This window comes from Draconibacterium orientale (genome assembly GCF_900111425.1).
Classification (GTDB): Bacteria; Bacteroidota; Bacteroidia; order Bacteroidales; family Prolixibacteraceae; genus Draconibacterium; species Draconibacterium orientale.
Genome location: NZ_FOHT01000002.1, coordinates 281814 through 302026, shown reverse-complemented (window position 1 = coordinate 302026; position 20213 = coordinate 281814). Strand labels below are relative to the sequence as shown.

Below are 20213 nucleotides of genomic sequence, written 5' to 3'. Positions count from 1 at the left end.
GAAGCGATGACCGGATCGTTTGATATTGCCAAACCCAACCTGCTGCAGGGAATGATAGAAGGACAAATGCAACCTGTTATTGATAAAGCCGGTAAACAGGTGCCGAAATTTATTGTGCTTCAGGTTTTAAATGCGGCACTTACATACGATATGTATTTGCCTTATATCGATGAGGTGTATAAACCGGTATTTCAGGCTTACTACGATAAACATCATGTTGATGTGGTAATGGTTGATATATGGAAAGAACGCGACGTTTCGTTCAACAACGATCTGGATTTAGATCCTGTGGTAATCGGGATATGGGACACCGGGGTTGATGAAGCCATATTGCCTGCCGAAAACCGCTGGGTTAATGGTGCCGAGAAAAAAGACGGCAAAGACAACGACAACAACGGTTTTGTTGATGATATAAATGGAGTAGGATTTGATTTGAATGGCAATAAAGTTACCGAGCTGCTATTTCCTATTGAAGAGAAAAACAGCAATTACCAGCAATACGAGAAATATTTAAAAGGCTTGCTCGATTTGCAGGCCATGATTAAAAGCGATGAAGCTGACGAGCTAAAAAAGTACATTGCAACATTGCCTCCTGAAGAAGTAAATCCATTTATCGAGAACCTGAATATGTATGCTAATTTTTCGCACGGAACACATGTAGCCGGAATTGCTTCGAAAGGAAACCCTGAGGCAAAGATTTTGGCCGCGCGCTTAACTTTCCCGTATGAGAATATTCCTGCTCCGCCAACGCTCGAAAACTCCGAAAACTGGTCGAAAATGTATAAAAACACGGTGCAGTATTTTAAAGATAACCATGTAAAAGTGGTGAATATGAGCTGGGGATATTCGCAAAATTCATACGAAGCACTGTTGGCGATGAATGGTGTTGGCGAAAACGAAGAAGAAAGAAAAGCGCTGGCGAAAAAGCTATTCACTATTGAAAAGGATGCCTTGTATGCTGCAATAAAAGATGCTTCGGAGATCTTGTTTGTGGTAGCTGCCGGAAATGCAAATAACGATGTTGATTTTGCCAATAATATTCCTACCGGTTTAAAACTCCCCAATCTGTTGGTTGTTGGTGCGGTTGATATTGAAGGCAAAGAAACCGACTTTACCACCATGGGGAAAGGGGTTGACGTATATTCCAACGGTTACGAGGTGGAAAGTTATATTCCGGGAGGTGAGCTACGAAAGTATTCGGGAACCTCGATGGCAGCGCCTCAGGTGGTAAACCTGGCGGCAAAAATATGGGCGGTAAATCCTGATTTATCGGTTGCTGAAGTAAAAGACCTGATTGTTAAAGGGGCCACTCCATCGGAAGAAAATAAGGAAATCCTGTTAATTCATCCGCAGCGTTCGTTGAGTATGATACAATAATATACAAAGCAACTTTTAATGACGATACTGCGGATTTTGGAAGGCTTCGGGTAACCTGGCGTTGCCCGGAGCCTTTGTTTTGGTTCCGGTTTTAGATGATTACACGCTTTTTTTAGTTTCCGGTAATCTTTGTAATCAAACAACATTCACGATGCAAACGATTTTAGGATTAAACCTGCGGAAGCGTAACCAAAACTGATGTGCCTTTTCCTTTTTCGCTTTCAATGTTTATTGTGCCCCTGTTTTTCTCCACAAAATCTTTTACAAGAATAAGTCCCAGTCCGTTACTTTTTTCATTTTCAGTTCCCTGTGAGTAGCTTTTTGAGCTAATGTCAAACAGTTTATTCAACTTTTCCGAATCCATTCCCAGGCCGGTGTCGGTAATTTTTATGGTAACTTTTTTATGTGCCGAGGCGAAAGTTTTCACAAGGATTGACCCACCGCGTGGAGTAAATTTTATGGCATTGCTCAAAATATTCCTTACAATTGTTTGAAGCATGTTGGCATCCGACAAAACTTTTAGTTGATTGTCGGTTTCAAGTGAAAGGGCTATTTGTTTCAGCCTTGCCGATTGTTGCAACTTTTCAACCGTATTTTGAATTATGCCTTTCAACTCAAGTTCTTCGGTATTTATTTCCATTTTTTTCACCTGCGATTGAGCCCAAAGTAAGAGGTTATCAAGCAGGTCGCTGATGTTTTCCGATTCCGAAACCAGCAATTTCAGTAGCTTTTTAAGTTCCTCTTTATCTACCGAATCAAACTCCTGGTGGAGGTGATTGAGAAAGGCTGTTTGCGTGTGAACAGGGCCGCGAAGATCGTGGGCAATAATGGCAAAAAACTTATCTTTTGTGAGGTTTGCTTCCTCCAGCTGAATATTTTTTTGGCGCAGTCGCTGGTAAAAAATATAAATAATACCGGCAATAATAATGGCGAGCAAAACAGCAATTAGCATCAAAATTCTTGATGATCGGTGTTGTCGCAGTTTTAGCCTGTTTATTTCGTTTTCCTGTTCCAGGTCTGCAATCTGGTTATTTTTTGCATCCAGCTCGTAAATACCTTGCAGCTGTTCGAGTTTTATATTCGCAGCACCAAAAAGCATGGAATCCTGAATGGCGATTTGTTGCTGTTGACAAGCGATTGCATTGTCAAGATCGTTAAGATTGAGGTAGATGCTGCTTAGTTCGGAATAGATATCGAGCTGAATACGTTTTTGATTGTTGATTATGGCCTGATCGAGCCCCTTGCGAATACTGGCTATTCCTTCGTTGGTTCGGTTGGTGTTGGTGTAGCACAAACCAATATACAAATAAAGGGAAGGCTGGCTGAGAAAATCGTCCAGTTCAATTTTCGAGTTTAGCGACTGTTTCAGGTATTTTTCGGCCAGTTTGTAGTTCCCCGATGCATACTCGATACGCCCCAGGTTTTTATAGGCATTTGAAATTCCGTATTCTGAGTTGTTTTCTTCGAATATTTGCAAGGTGTTTTCGATGTATTTACGCGCTTCATCAGTGTTGCCCTGCAGTAGATATAAAATACCAATCTGCTCGTAACAAATAACTACTCCATTTTTATTCTGGTCTTTCTCTGCCTGTTCTTCATAGGTTTCAAGCGAAAGCATGTAGTATTCCATGGCCTTATCCAAAAGCCGCAGATCGGTATAAATACGTCCAAGCAGGTAGGCCGACCAGGCATAACCTTCGGTATAACCGGTTTTTTCGTAATTCAGACGCGCTTTAATGATGTATTCAGTTGCGCGGTCGTACAAACCATTCACCCTGAAAACGGTTCCCATCATGGAATAAGCGGCACCTACAGCACGATAATTTTTAGATTGTCGTCCTGTTTGAAGAGAGAGGTTAAACGATTGCAATGCTTTTAAGTGATCGCCGGTGGTGTGTTGGTTTATACCGGTTCGTAAAAATATATCGCTTTGATACCAGTAGTCATCAAGTTGTTGAGCAATAGGCAAAGCACTGTCGTAATAGGCCTGTGAGCGATCGATGTTGTTAAGGTCGTGGTAAACACGTCCGAGGGTTAGCAAGGACCGCATTTGCAGCGCTTTGCTGTTTCGCTGTTTTGCTGTGTTTAAAGCTGTTTGGGCAATTTGCAGCGCCTGTTCGTTGTCTTCGCCCATGTATAGCAACGCTAATTCCAGCTGCGCGTTTATTTGTTTCGCTCCCTGGTTATGCTGGATTATCTGGCGCAGACTATCAGCCTGAGTAGTTTCGCCCGAAACCGCATAAGCAAATTGTTGAATAATAAGTAGTAGCAAAAGTATAGTGTATCGGATTGACTTTCGGTTATTAATCATTAGTGGTTTCGTTTTTTCCAAGTAAATTTCTTAAATGTTAATTAGCACAAAATGGTTGCAATGTAAAAGTAATATTTTACCCAAGCTATTAACAAAAAAACAGTAAAGGTGTTTATTTATATTCTTTTAAAATAGCGATTTACGGTTAAAAAAAAATTACTGAAAACTGATTCGGTAGCTGTATGGAATTACTGCTTGTGTGGTAATTTTTACGATGTTTTAGCTTCGTTTACATATCATGCTCCTCCCGGCATTTGCCAGGTTTCAGAAAAGCAGGGGTAAAAGTCAATCTGAGTTGTGGCATGTACTCAACTCAAAATAAACGTTTTCAGGCGTGAAATACCAGTAGTGGAATTTCTGCATGGAACACCATTTTTCGCGCTAAACTTGGGTTAAAAAGGCGTGATATCATTCCCCTTTTGTGTGTGGTAAGTGCCAGAATATCCACCGGGTCGTTTTTAATCGTGCTTTCAAGTGTATCTAAAACATTGTTTCCCATAATCAGTTTGCACTCAAACTCTTTATTCGCGTATTTCTTGTGCAGTATATCTTTCATGCCTTCAAGGCGGGCAATATCCCATCCGTATTCATCCGGAAGGCCAACATGCGCACAAACAACACGTAGGTCGTATGATTTTACAATGTTCATCAGCTTATCGAGGGCATTAAAGTCTTTCTCATCGAAATTGGTGGCGTACAATACTTCTTTAAACTGTTCAACCGGTTTCGGATCCATATTTTCGGGGATAACCAATACCGGAACGGAAGCATTGTACATAACGTCGGCGGTAACACTTCCCACTGTGCCTGGCCATGTTTTATCGCCACCACGGCCAATTACAATAAGCCGTGTAGGCTGTTCATTGGCAAAGGCCAAAATATCTTCTTCGGCATATCCGGGCTTAACAATATATTCCGGATTTACTTTTTCCCATTTCTCCGGTCCGATACTTGATACCAAAGGGGCCAGGAAATTCTTAAATTGTTGGTTGGCCTCTTCTTCAGCATCCTCGGTTTGTTTTAAAAGGGTGGTATCGTACGGGTATATGTCGCCGTAAGGTATTGAAAAGCGCACCGGGCTAATGTACGAGTGCATAATTACCAGTTTAGCATTCAGGTGTTCGGCAATGTTAAAAGCCATTTCTACCGCTTTTTCCGATACGGGTGAAAAGTCAATCGGAACAAGGATCTGGCCGGGTTTGCTAACTTTTTTCTGTTTTCCGGCTTTTAGTCCCAGTAGTAAATCAACTTCTTTAAAGGCTTCGTTCAGGTCGTTTTCCAATATTTTAACCCGAACGGTTGAGGTGGCCGCTCCTTCAATTAAATGTACGTCTTCAAGCTCACATTTAATTCCTTTTTCCTCTAAACGCATTTTCAAAATATGGGCACGCGCCAAAGGCAATACTACAATAGTAACTAGTTTTTCACTCATGGCTAATTAATTTTAGTTTCTATATTATTTATATGGTTTTAAGGCCGATTAGTTTCAGAAAACGGCTGAAATCTTGTGCCGGCCGTATTTTCGGTTTAGCTGTTGATAACAATGATTGTGTATTGATTTCGGGAAGTGGTAAAAGAATAATAACTTTAAGCGATGCAAATGGTTTGGTTTACCAACGAATCCGGAATGCATTTTAGCAATAACCAATTAAATTTAGTAGTATGACTTTTGTTCCAAAAGAATCGAGATACGATGAAATGCTGTACAAGCGCTGCGGAAAATGGGGGCTGAAACTGCCCGCTGTTTCATTGGGGTTGTGGCATAACTTTGGCGGAATTGATGTTTTTGAAAATGGCCGGGCGATGTTGCACCGGGCTTTTGATTTGGGCATTACACATTTTGATTTAGCCAATAATTATGGCCCGCCTCCGGGTTCGGCAGAAGAAAATTTTGGGAAGATTCTGAAGCAGGATTTTTCGGCTTACCGCGATGAACTGATCATTTCGAGTAAAGCCGGTTACCTGATGTGGCCGGGGCCTTATGGCGAATGGGGAAGCCGTAAAAATTTACTGGCCAGCCTCGACCAGAGTTTAAAACGCATGGGCCTGGAATATGTGGATATTTTTTATTCGCATCGCCCCGATCCCGACACGCCGCTGGAAGAAACCATGATGGCTCTGGACCGCGCAGTACGCTCGGGAAAAGCTTTGTATGTTGGAATTTCAAATTATCCGGCAGATATGGCCAAAGAAGCTTCGCGTATTCTGAAAGAACTGGGAACCCCGTGTTTAATTCATCAGCCACGTTATTCGATGTTTGAGCGCTGGGTAGAAGACGGCCTTTTGGATGTACTGGAAGACGAAGGAATTGGTTGTATTCCGTTTTCGCCGCTTGCCCAGGGTTTGCTTACCAATAAATATTTGAAAGGAATACCGGAAGGATCGCGTGCAACACGCGAGGTATTTCTGAAAAAGGAACACGTTGAAACGGCGCACGATAAAATTGTAGCCCTGAATGCTATTGCTCAGGAGCGTGGCCAATCGCTGGCACAAATGGCTCTGGCCTGGGTTTTACGCGATAAACGAATAACTTCGGTATTGATTGGTGCCAGCTCGGTAAAACAAATTGATGACAATGTGGAAATGCTGAAGAAACGTAGCTTTTCGGAAGAAGAATTAGAGGCTATTGAAAAAGTATTGAAATAGGACTGTCATTTCGAATGAGGAACAACTGAGAAATCTATTACAGTTTTGCTGCCAAGATACAGATTTCTCACTTTGTTCGAAATGACATATAAGTACCAATAAAAAAAAGGCTCGCAATTGCGAGCCTTTTTTGTTCTATAATACGTTGGTTACATTCCCAATAACTTTTCCAATCCCCAGAAGAGACCGAAAATAATTGCCATTCCGGCAATAGCACCTGCAGCCAGTGTAAAAATAAAGTTCAATGGCAGCATTTTTTTCTCATTCTCAGTGTTCATCTTAATGACGATCTGATTCTGATTTGCTTTTGTTTCCATTCAATATATATTTAGTTGCCCAATCCAAAAAATGTAAATATTTTAATTGTTATTTTCTGTGTTCAACAGGATTGGGTTGTTTCTAATTTTATCTTCCCTGTCTAATAAAAGACTAAAAAGTATGCTGCAAAGCTACGGCTTTTTTGCTAAATAGGCCAAATAGCATGTTTTCGACGGCTTGTTTGTTAAATTCGTGTTAACGTGGAGGTTAATGAATTGAACGTAATGCAGCTTTAAAAAGTGATTGGAGAATAAGCCCGGATTATACCAAAAAGAGGAGCCGTTTGAGCTCCTCCTGGTATTATTTTGTGACTTGTTTTTGTACTAAGTAGCCGATTCGAATTGTTTTAAGAAACGCACATCGTTTTCGAAGAAATGGCGGATATCTTTAATTCCATACCGCAACATGGTAATACGTTCAATACCCATTCCGAAAGCGAAACCGGTATATTTTTGGCTGTCGATATTGCACAGTTCCAGTACGTTCGGATCAACCATTCCGCAGCCCAGAATTTCGAGCCAGCCGGTGTATTTACAAACATTACATCCTTTGCCACCACAAATCGAGCAGCTTACATCCATTTCGGCACTTGGCTCGGTAAACGGGAAGTACGAAGGGCGCAGACGGATTTTTGTGTCTTCGCCGAACAACTCTTTGGCAAACTGCAACAAGGTTTGTTTCAGGTCGGCAAACGAAACATTCTCGTCAACATACAAACCTTCAATTTGATGGAATATACAGTGCGAACGTGCCGAAATTGCTTCGTTACGGAAAACACGCCCGGGGAAAATAGCACGAATAGGCGGCTGGGTGCGTTCCATTACGCGAATTTGCACACTTGAGGTGTGGGTACGCAGTAGCACATCCGGATCTTTTTCGATAAAGAAAGTATCCTGCATATCGCGGGCAGGGTGCTCCGGCGGAAAGTTCAACGCTGAAAATACGTGCCAGTCGTCTTCAATCTCAGGGCCTTCGGCAACGGTAAATCCAAGACGGGCAAAAATTCCGATAATCTCGTTTTTTACCAGCGACAACGGGTGGCGTGTTCCCAGTTTCATGGGCTCACCAGGCATAGTCAAATCCTGTCCGGCAGTTTCGCTAATATTGTTCTCAAAACCTTCCTTTAGTGTGTTAATTTTTTCTAAAGCAAAAGTTTTAAGCGTGTTGATGGCCTGTCCTACTTCCTTTTTCTGTTCGGCAGGAACAGTTTTAAAGTCGTTGAATAATTGGCCGATCAATCCTTTTTTGCTGATGTATTTTATGCGTAGCTCTTCAACTTCTTCCTTGCTTGAAGCTACTATAGCGTCGATTTCTTCCTGTAATGCTTTGATTTTGTCTAACATCCTTGTTCGTTTAAACTGAGGTGCAAAGATAATGATTCAGTTTTAGTGAATAAGAACAGGACAACAATATTTTGGACTGATTTGCCGGGATTCAGGTTTTTAACTACTTTTGCGCCACATTTATGGTCCCGTAGTTCAACGGATAGAATAGCAGTTTCCTAAACTGTAGATATGGGTTCGATTCCCGTCGGGACTACTTTTAAGAAGTGTAATAAATTGAAAAAGAGAATCTTAACGGTTCTCTTTTCTTGTTTTAGTCAGCATGTAGTCAACAATCTTTAAATTCCTCTATTTTCATGTGTTTTCGGTATTCCCTATCTTTGCATAGTATTGCGTTGCCGTAATACAACATTTGAACATTTTGGGAGGCCTGAACAACCTCCCTTTCTTTTTGTCCTTTTATCGCGTGTGTGAATACCTCTCAGTATAACTTACCACTATAAGAAATAAGCACTTAAATACATTTTCTAGGTAGAGAATACCTTAGAACAGAGAAAGTGTCTAATTTGCTTTATATGGGAGGCAATAAGAGAAGATTAAATGCTTTTGTGTAGTTGGCTGAAAGCTTTTAAATGAAAGCTATACCCGCCCGTCGCAAACTGAGTTCTCCTTTTTTGTTGGGTGATTTCAGAGAGGACTACTAAGCGCAAACGTCGAAAATACTTTTCTCCCTAGAAATCATTCATTTTATCCAGATACCTTTCAGTCCTAATTTCATTCATCAGTTTTGTATTAATCATTGTAAAAACAATATTTGAAAAATTGTCTGAACGAGTATAAGCATGTTGAAGAGAATACTCAACCCCCTCTTTATTAGAAGAACAAAACACAATATCCCCGCCATAAAAATTACTTCCGTTCCAATTTTCTCTGTCAAAAGTAATCTTATAGTTTGCTTCAATATTTTGCAAAAATTCATCTGCTTTTTTACTGAGCAACATAGCTTCTAACTCATCTTTGACTTTCTCTTTCGAGATGAAATGGAATCCTGCTATTGTTGAATCTTTTAAGGCATACAAGGTTATTTTTCCTTGGTAACCTCCAACAGTTGTAACTATTTCGTTAGTGCCATTATGTTTTTCTCCAATTGTTAATCCTTTTAGAGTCTGAGCTCCTGAAAATAAAGAACCTCCAAGCATAATGAGTACAGCGATTGAAACAAAAATATACCTCATTACTAAATTTTTAATTGATACTTTCCCTTTATGTATTTTGAATAGTAGCTCCCGAATGAATCAGCACTTTTAAACTTTTCCCACACGCTTAAAGGTACACCTTTATGTATATAGCTATTACCGTTTTGAGCGTATAAAATAAAATAGCCTGTGTCGCCGTCACAACTGTGATACGTCGCTTTTGAAATCCACGAACTACCATAACAAGTAATTTTGTCTTTTACTTTAAAGGTTGTCTTTTCAACTTTGCTTACTGCTTCATTATAAGAATTAAAATGAGTTGGTAAGTCTTTGCAGGTCTGAGCTTGGATTGCTGTAATAAAAAATAACAAGCATGAGAAAAGGAATAGTTTTTTCATAGATATTATTTTAATAGCAATAACCAGAAACGCAAACTTCCCAATCCCTCCCCTCTTGGTCTTCTCCTTTGAGGTTCCCAATTGTATTGGATATACAATCCTTTGTGACCTCCGTACCGCATCCGGTATATGACGAAAGTTTGATAACGGTCGCTTTGTCATCGCCCCAAAATATAACAGCATAAGTTGAATATGATGCATAATTATAGGTACTCGTTGCGGTGTTCAGTTCACTACCTGAAATAAAGGTAACGTCAACGGTGTAATACTTAGACCACTCATAATTGGTTTTGTATTTAGCTTTGCATGTTTGAACATATTTAGCACTTGAGGTTAGTCCAATACATAAGAGTAAAAAAGCGAGAAGTAAAAACTTGATTTTCATAGTTGATTTTTGTTTGTGGGATTACTCCCAATTAGCGAACGAAAGTTAAATATTCCTATTGACAAACACAACTCAACTAAACAATAAATCACCCCCTCAGAGGCGGTTTTTGGGCTGTTATTGGCACTTTCTCCCTTGATAGGTGCTATGTGTCCATTTGAAACTAAAGTGGCTGTGTCAGACTTTTGCAAAATACACCTTAATTCAACACTTAGGCACTAAACAAGCTTTGCAAGGAATCAGACAAAAGGAAACGAAATAAAAGGATTTGTGTGTTGGTTAGAGGGTTTATGTCGTAGTCTTTTGACTGTTTTCCGCAGCATGGATTATATTTCATAAGTGGTGAATTTGTATGAAGGACTGAGCGCGGGAAAAGACAAGTATAGCGAAGTATTGAGTTATTCTTGTGTGCGGTGCTGTTGCTTGTTTCTTTACAGGCAAAAAGCACATGGAGTTAAGCTATTTTGCATAGTGCGATTATAAGACTGGCTTTAGCGTTGGCAGGTGTGAAAGTTTTATAATATCGGATTATGTAAATATAGCTTATGCAGGGAGTTCACGTTCTACATTTTTAACCAAATCAGAGGGTTTAATCCTTAGGGCATTTGCAATCTTAAATAGCGTTGATATTGTTGGTTGTCTTTGTCCTCTTTCAAGTAGCGAAATATAAGTCCTGTCTAGATCGCAATATTCAGCAAGCTTCTCCTGAGAAATACCTCTTTCGGTTCTCAGTTCTCGTAATACTTTGCCAAATACTTCAACTATCATTTTGCAGACTTTTGTCTGAACGAAAGTGAAATATTTATGAGTTTTTAGCCACGGACTATAGTCTGAAATTATTATATTTGAGTGAATATCATATTTATTCTTTGTTAACTACTTTAACTTGTACAATAAACTACCAATATGAAAAAAATCAAATACCAATTATTAATTGTACCGATTTTAGTTCTCATAATTCTGGCAGGAATTCGCCGTTGTACAGAAAACAATACTGAAAAAAGGATAAATGAGATTTTAAGCCACAAAGAGCTTATAAATGAAGTATTAGAAGGTGATTCTAAACCTTTAAAACCAAGTAGTAAAACAATCGACCAAATTTGGGAGGAAAATTCCAATCATGATTTTGAAAGAGATACAAAAGTCGGAGATAAAATAACTCTTGAAGAAACAATAATTAGATATGATAATGAACTAGGAGTCATTCAAAAGTCTTATCGGTTATGGCTGGAGAGAAGTTCGGCACAGTTTGAAGCATTATTAGACTTTAACACTTTTAAATCATTAGATAAAATCAATACATGCGTCTCATTTTCAATGGCCTGTCAAGATACAATTCGAAACAATGTTTTTGTTTTAGGAACGAAATTGACTGAATACGGCAACAAGCTTAAAGAGTTTATACCAAACCAAAGTGAAAGAAATAATTTCGAAGTTAACTGGTTAGAAACTAAAGAAGATATATTGAAGACTATGGCCTATGATATGGAAACGACTAACATTTATTTAAAGTTATTTCGTTTTGTACAAAAGCAGTATTCAAAATATGAAATAGTCGACAATACAATACTTTTTGAAAATGAAAGCTTACTCGAAGAATATTATTCAATTTTGGATGAAGTTGACATGGTAACGGAAATCACGATAAAACAAACTGACCTGAGGGTAAAAGTGTTCGAAGAATACACGCAGTTGGTTAATTCCGTAAAAACTACTAAGTGACTGTCTTGTATAATGCAGCACAACATATTCTACAATATTTAAGCCCTTGTTTTTTCTCAATGGACGAATTGCACTCCAACGCAAAAATAACGCTCTCACGGGTGCGTACGGTTGCTCTAAATGGATTTGTTAGGCAGAAGGAAAGATCTTAAGTTGACTTAAATAAATCAGATAGCGTTTTCATAGGAATAAACATTTTTCCGCTATCAGGAAGCTTTTGAAATCCATATTTTTCATAGAATTCCGCCGCTTTATTGTTTATTGGATCAGTTACAACGGCAAACGAAGCACTTGTTTGAGAAATCTCATAACTTCTTTTTAAGGCGTCAACTAACAAAAATTCACCCAAACCTTTGCCTTGGTAGTTTTTGTCTATTGCTAATCGTCCTAGCAAGGTAGTCGGTATTGATTCGTAACTTGAAGGAAACTTTTTCCGATACACCTCAGGGACTAATTGCAGCGGGATACTATTATTTGATAGAGTGTAATATCCTATAACCTCATTGCTTTCATAGGCTGTTAGCACGAAACATGCAGACAGCCTCTTTCTCACATCCTGACCGGCTTGACGTTTTAGGTAAACATCAAGAAGCTTTTCGTCACAATGAAAATTGGTTCTGTTGTGTTGTCTGTTTAAAAGTTGGGTAGGATTAATTTTGTTCATTTAGCGAGAAGTTCTTGATATCTCTGGGAGGCCTTAACCAATTTATTATTCGGTTTTTCTGCATTTAATATTGCCTCAAAAAAGAATTCACTATCCTTTTGTGATGCTAGAATTGTTTCATGCTCCCTGATTATCTTCCTTGCCTTTTCCTGAACAGTAGAAACAACAAAATCCGAAAGGCTTCGATAGCCTCCTAAATTTGCAGCTCTTTCAAATATAGCCTTTTGATTTGAGCTCAATCTAGTCTCAAACCTTGCTTTATCATTATGTAGTGTTCTTGCTTCCATGTTCTTTCTTTCTGCAAACGTACGTACAATATCCGTACCAAGCAAATTATTGTACGGCTTTTTTACGTACAAAAGTGGTAATAAATTTGTAATATCATATTTCATAGGTGAATTTAGATCAAAACAGTAAGTCCTCTTTGTTGTTTCCATTTTATTTCTGCTTAATCGGTGTGTGAAACTTGAATTCGTATTTACAGGTATTCTTATTTTAAATGAAAATATTTCCTGTAAGTAGAAATTATTCATTCATTCTTCTATTAAGAGAATGAATGAATAATTTATTGAATACTATTTTCTGCCTTTAAGAGCACGTTGAACAGTTGAAGGAGAACAACCAAGTTTTTTAGCTATCTGTTCCTGAGTTAATCCCTGTTCATAAAGCCTGACCGCCTCTTTGTTTCGGTTTTCTTTTTCTTCGTCTTTTTTCATTTCTTCAAAAAGCAATGTTTCGCCTGTTGCCTCAAAAGTTAGATTGTCATTGAAAACAAGCTCGATTCCTTCTGTTTTCATGTTTTCTTTCAGGTAATTGCCTTTAACCATACACAAGAATCGTTTATTTACATCAACCTTATCCTTAATAAGTAGGCCTACAGCTCTCATTCGCCCTTCAAATCCCTGGCTTCCTAGTAAATTGTTTTTACTTGGTTTTTTATACTCTGCACCTTTGCCCGAATGGTGAACAAATAAGAACAGGCAGTTGTATTTTCGGGAAAGTTGATTAAAATTTTCAAGAAATGGTCTTACTTCGTTCAATTGGTTTATATCTCCTTTTGAAATATCACCAAAAGCATCAACTACAACTAAATCATGCGGTGCTTTCTTTAATTGTGCTTCAATTTTTTGTAGCAAATTATCTGTTTCAAATATGAAGGATAGCTTCTCAAAGCTTTCATTTGAACACCCAAAGAATGACTGCTGATTATACAGAACAACGCCGGTTGCAAGGTCGTCGTCTTCCGTTGACACATATAAAACTCTATTGTGGAGAACATTCAATTTAAAGCCCATAAAATCCTTTTCACCTGAGACTATTGACATTGCAAGCTGCCTAGCTAAAGTTGATTTTCCAGTGTCTGAGCTACCTCCTAATGCCACTAATCCTTTTTTCGGATATATGCCCTCCAACAAACAAGGAATTTCTTTTAATTCCATTTTCAAAAGTTCAGTTGCCGTAATTACATTATTATCCATTATTCCCTATTAAATTGTTCGAAGTATGCTATTGCTTTGTTGTAGTCTTTGGTGGTTTTTGCCCACACTCCAAAGGCTTCGCCAGTTGGATAACTGATACAGCCAAATCGGGTGTTTTCGCGTCTTTTAAATGCTTCGTAGTAAATAGCCCCATTCATATCTACTTTGTATAAATATGCCTTATCGGTGGCGTCTAATAGGGTAAAATGGAAGCCTCGCATTTCACCCCTGCCAATAAACTCTTTTGGTAGTTCTTTCATGGCTTAGTCGTTTAAAGGTTTGATTGCTGCTTCTACCTCGCTTCTTTTATAGTAAACTCTATTACCAATGCCATAGGCTTTCAACTTGCCTTTGTTGGTGTAGTTCCAGATTGTAGTCAAATCCACTTTAAGCATGTCCTTGACTTCGTTTCTAGTTAAAAACTCTGTTGGTTCCTTGGGTTGGAAACTTTCTTTAAGTTCTTCCAACTGTTCTTTTACACCTTTGAGAATAGCTTGCTGAAGCTGTTCTGGTGTGACTTGAATAAATTGTAAATAATTGTCTCTCATATTCTTTGTTTTAGAATTATGAGAGCAAAAGAAAATTAGGGATTAATTAGGATAAAATAGGAATTCCTAAAAGCAATTAATAGGGTTGGATTAAGTTGTTTTCTTCAATGAAAAACCCAAATCACTAAGTTTTTGCCAAGCTCTTTCAATATTCTTTGGCTTTAATGGATTTTTCTTTTGGTCAACTCCACTTGAATATATTGGATTCAAATAAGGTTGAGCCGTTGTTACATCAATACTTGTGAATGCACTAATAACCTGAGCCATATTATTAACGGAAAAATTCATTTCTTTATGCATCTTTTCCTTCAAAAAATCAAGAATTCCTAATTCGTGCAGATACACTACTTTCATTGCATCATTTGAATTAGAAAGGTTGATTAAAATTTCTTGTTCTGATTGTGCATTGATGCTAGGATTCGATATTGCTTCAATCTTTCTATCAAGAAATTCTAGTTTTTTCTTTTGCGCAAGAAATATCCGCAAAGCAAGTTCATGTTGAAATAAGCTGATATTAAAAGGATAAAAGAAATCATCTAAAACTAGATGCAAGGTATCCTCCTTTACAATAGTTGACTTATCTGAAATATTGTCTTCGTCATCCCTTACCCAAAATCGCTTTTTAATTGTTCTTTTCTCAATATTAATGAAATCAACTTCTGAAGATCCCGGAAAATCATTACAAAATTGACCCAAGCGTGAATTATAATGATATTCATATACATTGATAGGACAAAAGTCCCAATAAAACAAATCATTATAACTAGAGTCAAAAAGTTTAAGCATTGCAGGTTCCAAATTGTCATGCTTCTCTTTCATCTCGCTAAAATCTTTTAGCTTGTTGTCCTGATCGTATAAATTATCAATTATTCGATAAAAAGAGGCTTCATACTTTTCATTGATTTCCTCGGACTTCTTTGTGTCTAAAACTTTCATATTGGGCATTAATTGGCTTCTTTCATTACCGTTAAGTGAGGTTCTTTTTTATCCTTCAAAGCTTCTTTCTGCCAGTATTCAGCCAACTGAACAGAGAAGTCTTTTGCAGGCTTTCCAATATACTCTAAAAATTGCTTTTCTGTGCTATGTGCTGTTATGTTTATTAATAGTGCGGTTGGTGTGTCGGCGTAAAAATTGGTAGCAAATGAACGTCTGCAAATGTGAGAGCTTACTAATTCCCATTTAGGATAAACACCCTTAATTTTTCTGTAAACCTTTGGTTCTGCTTCTTCATCAATACAAATCATTTTACTTCCTTCGATTGGTTCTTTTATTCCTGCGAGCTTGCAAATGTCCTTAATATGAAGATTGAAATTAACCGCGCTTAGTGGTTCAGGAAAAGACCAATTTCGTTTTTCAAGTATCGGTTTAATTTTATCGTGTATCGGAATAGCCACTTCTTTCCCTGTTTTCTGTTGCGTTAAAACAATCATTTTAAAGCCTCCCATATCCTGTATATTGGAGCTTTTTAGTTTTAAAAGGTCGGAAACCCTTTGACCGATAAAACAGCCTATTAAAAGCCAATCTTTGGCGTTCTCTAAAGCTTCGCGTGTGAATGGTGTTTTTGCAATATCATCCAATTCATCAAGGCTTAGGTAGGGAAAAGTCTTTTCTTCGGTAAAGCCTTTTATTTTATCTAACTGTGGGTGTGTTTCAATCTCGCTTTCACGTGCATCTAAACAAATTGTTTTTACACATTTGAGGTATTTGCCTGAGGTGTTTGCAGATAGTTTTTGATCTTCCTGAAGATATTTAATAAAATCAGTACGAAACTTTTTATTTACGTCTTTTACGAAAAATGTCTTTTGCTGCTTTGCCTCAAATGCAGACAGTTTATTTTTAACAGTCTTGTATTTCTTGATTGTAATTTCAGAAACTCCTTGCTTGCCATTTCTTTGAACTTTGATTGGGAGTGAACCAATAAAGTAATCACAATAGTTTACAAGCCTGTCAAGGTCGGTTTTCTCCTTTTTGTTGTTAATTTCATCAATGGTGTGTTCTAGCCATGTACCATCAATCTCAGCACCTGCGCCTGTAGCTTCATTTAGTTTTGTTCCAAGTGTGGCTTTTAGCTGCTCTAGCTTGTTTTTGAATCGCTTTAAATCTTCATCGGTTTGTTTGGGATACCCTGTAGTACTCCAATCTGAAGGATTAATTACATAGCCTGTTTTGCGCTTTATACTTTTGCCTTTGTTTAAAGATAAACGGACATAAATGTTTGTTGGGTTGTTTTTTCCCTGAATAAGAAATTTGAACGTTGCCATAATTAATAAGTTTGAACATTTGAACTATTACAAATATACAAAACTTAGTCAGTATTTAGTCAGCCAAATGACAATTCTAGTCAACCTACTTCAATTTGTTTCAATAGTGTTATTATCTGTATTGATTCATAAAGCTTTGATAATAGGGGATTGTGGCAATGTTTGGAGGTGTTTCAAGATTGCTTAAAATGGATACATTTCACTCCCGTCGGGACTACAAAGGTCGCTGAAACTCAGCGGCCTTTTTTTTATTTATCAGTCATGCATAAACACCGGCCTGGTATTTTTGGCCAGTGCGAGCAGTTCTTGTGTCTCCTCTTCTTCAATCGGGCTAAAATCCTGCATAAACTCCAGGGCTTTTAAAAATAATGTGTATTCGCCTGGAGGAATGGCAGCAGTTATTTTTTTCGACAGGGTATAACGAAGTGCCCGTTTCATAATATGTTCATCGTCGATGGGTTTATACCAGCAATTTTTAAAGATCAGGTCTTCTTTTTCGCGAAAGGTGGTAAGTGCCATTGCTTTTAAGGCCAGAATCCCGATGCCCTGCTTTTCAGCTTCGGCAAAAACCTGGGGGCCAAAGTTCCCGGCATTCCAGCAGGCAAAGTTAATGGGGAAAAGTATGGAGTCGAAATTAAAGTTTTTGAGTGCAAACAAAGCAGCCTTTACCGAGTGAGCCGAAAAACCAATATGTTTTATTTTTCCATCTCTTTTGGCTTTTACCAGTGTTTCCAGCGCACCGTTTGTGCCAAAAACGGTTTGTACTTCATCATCGGTAGTTAGCTCATGCAGCTGGTATAAATCGAAATAATCAGTTTGTAATTTACGCAGCGAGTTTTCTAAATCTTTTTGAGCCCCGGCTGCGTCGCGTCGCCTGGTTTTGCACGCCAGAAACGAATTTTTCCGAAAGGGTTTAAGTGCCGGCCCCAAACGGTCTTCGGCGTTTCCGTATTTAGGTGCCACGTCAAAATAATTCACACCTAAATCAAAAGCTTTGGCCACCAATTCGTTTGCAAATTCCTGAGGATTGTCGTTCAGCATTATTCCTCCAAATCCGATTATTGACAATTTTTCATTCGTTTTTCCCAGCTTACGTTTAGGAATGGAATAATCAGCCGGGAAATCTTTACCAAATTCTTTGATTGCAGAAATAATTGTATTCATGATGATGGTTTAAATTATTGCAATTGCTTTCAAAGCTACAATTTTTTCTGAAGGATATAAAAAAGCCTGCCAATAGCAAACTTTCTGTAAAATAGACACATTAAATACCTGCAACGGAAGATTTTGAACTGCGAAATCACTAAAAAACGCTAAAAAGGGTAAAAAATATTTGTCATTATTTTGATAACTAAATACTTTTTTGTTCATTTGTAGTGTCGTGCGTTCAGCACGATGTGTGTTTGGGGGTTAACATTAGTAAAAGGGCAGTTGTTGAACTGCCCTTTCTTCTTTTAATGCACTCTCTATTCTATAAAATCTTTATTAATTATTCCTGTTTCTTTTAATAACATAAGTATTGTTAATTATTTGACGTGTAGTGGTTTGGTTAAAAGTTTATGTGTTTTCATATACCTATTTACACTTATTTGTTGTAACTTATAAAGGTTAAACTTAAGTGCTGTATATAGCGTAAAGCAAGCATTAAGAAAGACACATTCATAATGGGCCGGTTATTGAACCGGCCTATACTTTCGATTAAAATACGGATAATCCCTTTTGTTTGCTTTCAGGTTATTGGATAGAAGTTTTAACCTGACACCGGAATGAGCCACACCGGATTTAGCTACGAAAAAAATAAAAAGTAAGCCTGGTTAATAAATTTTTATACGTTCTTTGGTCAGGTTTTTCATCCATTGGTTAACAACAAATTCGTTTTGCTCCATCCACTTTTTTACGCCGTCAACAGGATTTTCGCTCACCCTGATTTCGTAAACGAGGCTGTTTAGTTGGTTTTCAGTAAGCTGCATGCGCTCGAAAAAGCGAACCGCATTGGGGTGCTCTTCTTCCAGGTTTTTAGTGGCAATGGTGTAAATGTTTTCTTTCTGCCCGAAAATATTATCCGGATCGTCTAAAAAGCGAACATTGTAGCGCGCAAATATCCAGTGAGGTTCCCAGCCGGTTACCACAATGTCTTTTCGTCGCTGAATGGAATCGCCCAGCTGTTCTACCATTTTTTCCTCGGAAAGTGTTAGCAATGTTTTGCCCGGGGCATATTTGCTAATGGCGGCCTGTGCTTTTTGCATTACACCGGCCCCGGCATCAATTCCAACAATTGGGTGCGCATAGTTTTTCAAATCGGCTACCGATTGTAGCTTGCTGTACGCCGGAACAACAAGTCCGGTGCGCGCTTCGGGATAGGTAATTCCCAGCATCTCCAGGTTTTCCTTGTGTTGGTCGAAATATTGCTTTTGCGTTTCGGGCAACCAGGCATCGGTAAAAACGTCGGCCTCGCTGTTGGCCACTTCGCGGTAAGCTTCTTCCACATCGGTCATTTTCAGCGTAACCTTGTAATCCATATGCTCTTCGAGCAAAATAGACGACAAGTAGGTGATGGCAACACTTTCCGACCAATCGGTGTAAACTATTTTCAGCGAACGCTCATCTTCCGGTTTAGTACCCGTATTGCACGAGGAAAAAATGGCGAGTAGGACGATCAGTGCTGATGTTTTAGAAAAATATTGTGTCATTTTTATAGTATTTTATTGGAATAATCTTTTGAGAAATGTGATTGCTTTACTTCTGTCGTTCACAATAAGTACCGGAATGTTTTTATCCGATTCAGCCAGCTTTTCCGATGTTGTATCGATCAGAATATCGGCTAGTCCTGATTTTAACGAGGAACCAATTACAATCATGTCGGCACCGGTGTTCAGCGCTTTCCGGTACAGAATCTGGTCTTCTTCATTTTCGGCATCAACCGAATACGAGAATGTGATTTCATCAGCTTCGTGTTTATATTGTTTTTTGAACTTGTAAAACTCTTTAATGCTGATTTTTTCAACATATTTACTTAGTTTCTCATCTTTTTCAAGGTCAACCTGAGGGAAATAACCAACAGGCAATTTGTGGGTATGATGACAAGCCACATTTGCACCGGTTAGCTCTTTCAGGCGGAAAGCCATTTGCAGGGCCATTTCGCTGGCTTTTGAAAAATCCATTCGCACCAAAAGGTTTTCAATCCGGTCGTGAACAGATTCGGATACCAACAATACCGACGAAGGAATGATACCAACTAATTTACGTACAATACTTCCGGTTCCTTCATAGCCCATTTTTTTACCCATTAAAGTAAGTGTTATATGATTTTCCTGGCTGAATTTTACGATGGTTTCCATGGTATAACCCTCTTTTACTGCCACCTTTACTTTTATGTTGGAAGAAGGATTGCATTGTTCATTAATTTTTTCCTGCAATTCCTCGCGGATAATTTCAGGCACAGGTTCGTCAAGTTCAGGATAAGCTTCCAATATTTCTTTCGGAATATCGAAAGGGCGCATTACATGCAGAAATGTTATACTTTCCGGTTTAATTTTATTTGCAAGAAGTGCGGCATAACGAATAAGCGAATCATCCATCTCGGTAAGGTCGAGGCACACCAGAATATGATTTAATCGATACATGTT

At 38.3% G+C, this 20213-nt stretch carries 21 protein-coding genes and 1 tRNA gene; 4 read left to right on the top strand and 18 right to left on the bottom strand.

What is annotated here, in order from left to right:
* The first annotated feature begins 6 nt into the window (after positions 1-6).
* Positions 7-1377, top strand: coding sequence for a S8 family serine peptidase (locus BMW53_RS02765; RefSeq protein WP_038557424.1), 1371 nt, complete (start codon positions 7-9; stop codon positions 1375-1377).
* A 169-nt stretch (positions 1378-1546) separates the two neighbouring features.
* Here the strand turns inward: BMW53_RS02765 and BMW53_RS02760 are convergent, their stop codons facing one another.
* Together BMW53_RS02760 and BMW53_RS02755 are read right to left on the bottom strand one after the other, a co-directional pair.
* The gene (locus BMW53_RS02760) at positions 1547-3688 is read right to left on the bottom strand and encodes an ATP-binding protein (protein WP_051567714.1); all 2142 of its coding nucleotides are present in this window, start codon (positions 3686-3688) and stop codon (positions 1547-1549) included.
* Positions 3689-4016: 328 nt separating this feature from the next.
* Entirely contained in the window at positions 4017-5120 is a 1104-nt protein-coding gene (locus BMW53_RS02755) for a universal stress protein (RefSeq protein WP_038557425.1), read from the bottom strand.
* A gap of 230 nt (positions 5121-5350) precedes the next feature.
* Here BMW53_RS02755 and mgrA point away from each other — a divergent pair, with 230 nt between their 5' ends.
* Positions 5351-6334, top strand: a complete 984-nt coding sequence (mgrA, locus tag BMW53_RS02750) for an L-glyceraldehyde 3-phosphate reductase (RefSeq protein ID WP_038557426.1) — start codon at positions 5351-5353, stop codon at positions 6332-6334.
* A gap of 149 nt (positions 6335-6483) precedes the next feature.
* Here the strand turns inward: mgrA and BMW53_RS20880 are convergent, their stop codons facing one another.
* Positions 6484-6651, bottom strand: a complete 168-nt coding sequence (locus BMW53_RS20880) for a hypothetical protein (RefSeq protein WP_157470767.1) — start codon at positions 6649-6651, stop codon at positions 6484-6486.
* Positions 6652-6975: 324 nt separating this feature from the next.
* On the bottom strand, positions 6976-7995 hold the full coding sequence (pheS, locus tag BMW53_RS02745; protein WP_038557427.1) for a phenylalanine--tRNA ligase subunit alpha: 1020 nt from the start codon (positions 7993-7995) through the stop codon (positions 6976-6978).
* 124 nt (positions 7996-8119) lie between these two features.
* Between pheS and BMW53_RS02740 the strand changes: the two genes are divergently transcribed.
* A tRNA-Arg gene (locus BMW53_RS02740) sits at positions 8120-8191 on the top strand.
* Positions 8192-8666: 475 nt separating this feature from the next.
* On the opposite strand, the gene BMW53_RS02735 is transcribed toward BMW53_RS02740, so the two are convergent.
* The 3 genes from BMW53_RS02735 to BMW53_RS02725 form a co-directional block, all read right to left on the bottom strand.
* On the bottom strand, positions 8667-9170 hold the full coding sequence (locus BMW53_RS02735) for a hypothetical protein (protein WP_038557428.1): 504 nt from the start codon (positions 9168-9170) through the stop codon (positions 8667-8669).
* Positions 9171-9172: 2 nt separating this feature from the next.
* On the bottom strand, positions 9173-9529 hold the full coding sequence (locus BMW53_RS20875) for a KTSC domain-containing protein (RefSeq protein WP_168136402.1): 357 nt from the start codon (positions 9527-9529) through the stop codon (positions 9173-9175).
* Between the two features lie 928 nt (positions 9530-10457).
* Positions 10458-10682: a type II toxin-antitoxin system RelB family anti-toxin gene (locus BMW53_RS02725; protein ID WP_038557430.1), complete on the bottom strand. Its 225-nt coding sequence runs from the start codon at positions 10680-10682 to the stop codon at positions 10458-10460.
* A 138-nt stretch (positions 10683-10820) separates the two neighbouring features.
* Here BMW53_RS02725 and BMW53_RS02720 point away from each other — a divergent pair, with 138 nt between their 5' ends.
* Entirely contained in the window at positions 10821-11636 is an 816-nt protein-coding gene (locus BMW53_RS02720) for a hypothetical protein (RefSeq protein WP_038557431.1), read from the top strand.
* Between the two features lie 148 nt (positions 11637-11784).
* Here the strand turns inward: BMW53_RS02720 and BMW53_RS02715 are convergent, their stop codons facing one another.
* From BMW53_RS02715 to BMW53_RS02665, 11 genes are all read right to left on the bottom strand, one after another.
* Positions 11785-12300 carry a GNAT family N-acetyltransferase gene (locus tag BMW53_RS02715; RefSeq protein ID WP_038557432.1) on the bottom strand — a complete coding sequence of 172 codons (516 nt, stop codon included), beginning with the start codon at positions 12298-12300 and terminating at the stop codon, positions 11785-11787.
* Entirely contained in the window at positions 12297-12833 is a 537-nt protein-coding gene (locus BMW53_RS21080) for a type II toxin-antitoxin system TacA family antitoxin (RefSeq protein WP_217642869.1), read from the bottom strand. The genes BMW53_RS02715 and BMW53_RS21080 overlap by 4 nt, the downstream gene beginning before the upstream one ends.
* A gap of 42 nt (positions 12834-12875) precedes the next feature.
* Positions 12876-13778, bottom strand: coding sequence for an AAA family ATPase (locus tag BMW53_RS02705; protein ID WP_038557433.1), 903 nt, complete (start codon positions 13776-13778; stop codon positions 12876-12878).
* Positions 13778-14038: a hypothetical protein gene (locus BMW53_RS02700; protein WP_038557434.1), complete on the bottom strand. Its 261-nt coding sequence runs from the start codon at positions 14036-14038 to the stop codon at positions 13778-13780. Before BMW53_RS02700 ends, BMW53_RS02705 begins: the two co-directional genes overlap by 1 nt.
* Positions 14039-14041: 3 nt before the next feature.
* Positions 14042-14326 carry a helix-turn-helix domain-containing protein gene (locus BMW53_RS02695; protein ID WP_038557435.1) on the bottom strand — a complete coding sequence of 95 codons (285 nt, stop codon included), beginning with the start codon at positions 14324-14326 and terminating at the stop codon, positions 14042-14044.
* 90 nt (positions 14327-14416) lie between these two features.
* Positions 14417-15262 (bottom strand): hypothetical protein, encoded by an 846-nt coding sequence (locus BMW53_RS02690; RefSeq protein WP_139178004.1) that lies wholly within the window; start codon positions 15260-15262, stop codon positions 14417-14419.
* An 8-nt stretch (positions 15263-15270) separates the two neighbouring features.
* On the bottom strand, positions 15271-16587 hold the full coding sequence (locus BMW53_RS02685; protein WP_074780179.1) for a phage integrase SAM-like domain-containing protein: 1317 nt from the start codon (positions 16585-16587) through the stop codon (positions 15271-15273).
* Positions 16588-16842: 255 nt separating this feature from the next.
* The gene (locus tag BMW53_RS02680) at positions 16843-17751 is read right to left on the bottom strand and encodes an aldo/keto reductase (RefSeq protein ID WP_139178003.1); all 909 of its coding nucleotides are present in this window, start codon (positions 17749-17751) and stop codon (positions 16843-16845) included.
* A 9-nt stretch (positions 17752-17760) separates the two neighbouring features.
* Positions 17761-17958: a hypothetical protein gene (locus BMW53_RS20870; RefSeq protein ID WP_038557437.1), complete on the bottom strand. Its 198-nt coding sequence runs from the start codon at positions 17956-17958 to the stop codon at positions 17761-17763.
* A 443-nt stretch (positions 17959-18401) separates the two neighbouring features.
* Entirely contained in the window at positions 18402-19277 is an 876-nt protein-coding gene (locus BMW53_RS02670; RefSeq protein ID WP_051567717.1) for a glycine betaine ABC transporter substrate-binding protein, read from the bottom strand.
* A 12-nt stretch (positions 19278-19289) separates the two neighbouring features.
* A complete protein-coding gene (locus BMW53_RS02665) occupies positions 19290-20210 on the bottom strand; it encodes a universal stress protein (RefSeq protein WP_038557438.1) in 921 nt (306 codons plus the stop codon).
* Positions 20211-20213: the final 3 nt, after the last annotated feature.

Coding starts and splice junctions, on each gene's coding strand:
- BMW53_RS20880 (WP_157470767.1), bottom strand. CDS start 6,651: ATGGAAACAAAAGCAAATCAGAATCAGATCGTCATTAAGATGAACACT.
- BMW53_RS20875 (WP_168136402.1), bottom strand. CDS start 9,529: ATGAAAAAACTATTCCTTTTCTCATGCTTGTTATTTTTTATTACAGCA.
- BMW53_RS02680 (WP_139178003.1), bottom strand. CDS start 17,751: ATGAATACAATTATTTCTGCAATCAAAGAATTTGGTAAAGATTTCCCG.
- mgrA (WP_038557426.1), top strand. CDS start 5,351: ATGACTTTTGTTCCAAAAGAATCGAGATACGATGAAATGCTGTACAAG.
- BMW53_RS02760 (WP_051567714.1), bottom strand. CDS start 3,688: ATGATTAATAACCGAAAGTCAATCCGATACACTATACTTTTGCTACTA.
- BMW53_RS02765 (WP_038557424.1), top strand. CDS start 7: ATGACCGGATCGTTTGATATTGCCAAACCCAACCTGCTGCAGGGAATG.
- BMW53_RS02720 (WP_038557431.1), top strand. CDS start 10,821: ATGAAAAAAATCAAATACCAATTATTAATTGTACCGATTTTAGTTCTC.
- BMW53_RS02725 (WP_038557430.1), bottom strand. CDS start 10,682: ATGATAGTTGAAGTATTTGGCAAAGTATTACGAGAACTGAGAACCGAA.
- BMW53_RS02695 (WP_038557435.1), bottom strand. CDS start 14,326: ATGAGAGACAATTATTTACAATTTATTCAAGTCACACCAGAACAGCTT.
- BMW53_RS02685 (WP_074780179.1), bottom strand. CDS start 16,587: ATGGCAACGTTCAAATTTCTTATTCAGGGAAAAAACAACCCAACAAAC.
- BMW53_RS02735 (WP_038557428.1), bottom strand. CDS start 9,170: ATGAGGTATATTTTTGTTTCAATCGCTGTACTCATTATGCTTGGAGGT.
- BMW53_RS02705 (WP_038557433.1), bottom strand. CDS start 13,778: ATGGATAATAATGTAATTACGGCAACTGAACTTTTGAAAATGGAATTA.
- BMW53_RS20870 (WP_038557437.1), bottom strand. CDS start 17,958: ATGAACAAAAAAGTATTTAGTTATCAAAATAATGACAAATATTTTTTA.
- BMW53_RS02690 (WP_139178004.1), bottom strand. CDS start 15,262: ATGAAAGTTTTAGACACAAAGAAGTCCGAGGAAATCAATGAAAAGTAT.
- BMW53_RS21080 (WP_217642869.1), bottom strand. CDS start 12,833: ATGAATAATTTCTACTTACAGGAAATATTTTCATTTAAAATAAGAATA.
- BMW53_RS02670 (WP_051567717.1), bottom strand. CDS start 19,277: ATGACACAATATTTTTCTAAAACATCAGCACTGATCGTCCTACTCGCC.
- BMW53_RS02755 (WP_038557425.1), bottom strand. CDS start 5,120: ATGAGTGAAAAACTAGTTACTATTGTAGTATTGCCTTTGGCGCGTGCC.
- BMW53_RS02715 (WP_038557432.1), bottom strand. CDS start 12,300: ATGAACAAAATTAATCCTACCCAACTTTTAAACAGACAACACAACAGA.
- BMW53_RS02700 (WP_038557434.1), bottom strand. CDS start 14,038: ATGAAAGAACTACCAAAAGAGTTTATTGGCAGGGGTGAAATGCGAGGC.
- BMW53_RS02665 (WP_038557438.1), bottom strand. CDS start 20,210: ATGTATCGATTAAATCATATTCTGGTGTGCCTCGACCTTACCGAGATG.
- pheS (WP_038557427.1), bottom strand. CDS start 7,995: ATGTTAGACAAAATCAAAGCATTACAGGAAGAAATCGACGCTATAGTA.